The organism is Streptomyces griseus subsp. griseus, from assembly GCF_000720255.1.
GTDB lineage: Bacteria > Actinomycetota > Actinomycetes > Streptomycetales > Streptomycetaceae > Streptomyces > Streptomyces griseus_I.
In genome coordinates this window covers 1-841 of the sequence record NZ_JOJE01000135.1, presented here as the reverse complement: position 1 = coordinate 841, position 841 = coordinate 1, and the positions used below count along the sequence as shown (strand labels likewise).

Below are 841 nucleotides of genomic sequence, written 5' to 3'. Positions count from 1 at the left end.
ACGAGGCCGAGGCTTCTTCTTCCCCATGCTCTCCATGATGGACATCCTCCCGGGGCAGAACCCCTGATCTCGGATGTCCGCCAAAGCGGATCAAGCCCACGGTAGTGGCTGACCGTCCTCCACTTCCCCTCCCACACACCCGAGTCGCACCCGACCGAGGGCTTGTGAACTCATCTGAAGAACAGCCTGGGCGACCTCGTCCCCTGCACCATTGATGAACTGACCGCCCGCACTCGCCTGAAACACAAGCAGTACGAGCCTGGCCTGCTCCACAGCTTCATCGCCGAGACGGGACTCATCCCAGCTCCGACATGGCGTCACCCCGAACCGAAAGCCTCTGTAGCTGCTCGACGCGGTAGTTGCGTACCACCGCCGCGTCGCGGTAGGGCTCCAGGCGGCGTTCGAAGTCGCGGACGCACTCCACCGCCCGTACCGAGCGCATCTCGGCTGCCTGGCCGGCCGCCTCGGCGGCGAGCTGGCACGCCTGGTCGAGTTCACCCAGGCCGAGGCGGGCGGTGGCGAGGACCACGCGGCAGAACAGACGGCTGCGGGCGTAGCCGGAGGCGCGCAATTGCAGGGAGCGTTCCGCGTGCTGGGCGGCGGCGCGGAACTGCTGCAGATCGCGGTGGCAGTGCCCGAACTCGTCGGCGAGCTGCGCCTCGTCGAAGAACCCCGCCCCGCCTCCGGCGAGAAAGCCCTGCAGGCCATCCGGTCTGCGCGGGCCGAAGTCCGCAGCCGTGCCTGGTTGTTGGCGGGTAAGAACGCCCCGGACACCGACGGACAGGTCACCGTCGACCTCGACGGCGTCCTCGTGATCGCGCACTCCGACAAGCAGGACGCG

At 68.0% G+C, this 841-nt stretch carries 2 pseudogenes; one reads left to right on the top strand and one right to left on the bottom strand.

The annotated features are described in order from the left end of the window. Nucleotides 1-295: 295 nt before the first annotated feature. A pseudogene (locus IG99_RS43470) lies at nucleotides 296-676 on the bottom strand (hypothetical protein); the annotation flags it as partial. Here IG99_RS43470 and IG99_RS43465 point away from each other — a divergent pair. Further along, nucleotides 677-841, top strand: a pseudogene (locus IG99_RS43465) (IS1380 family transposase); the annotation flags it as partial.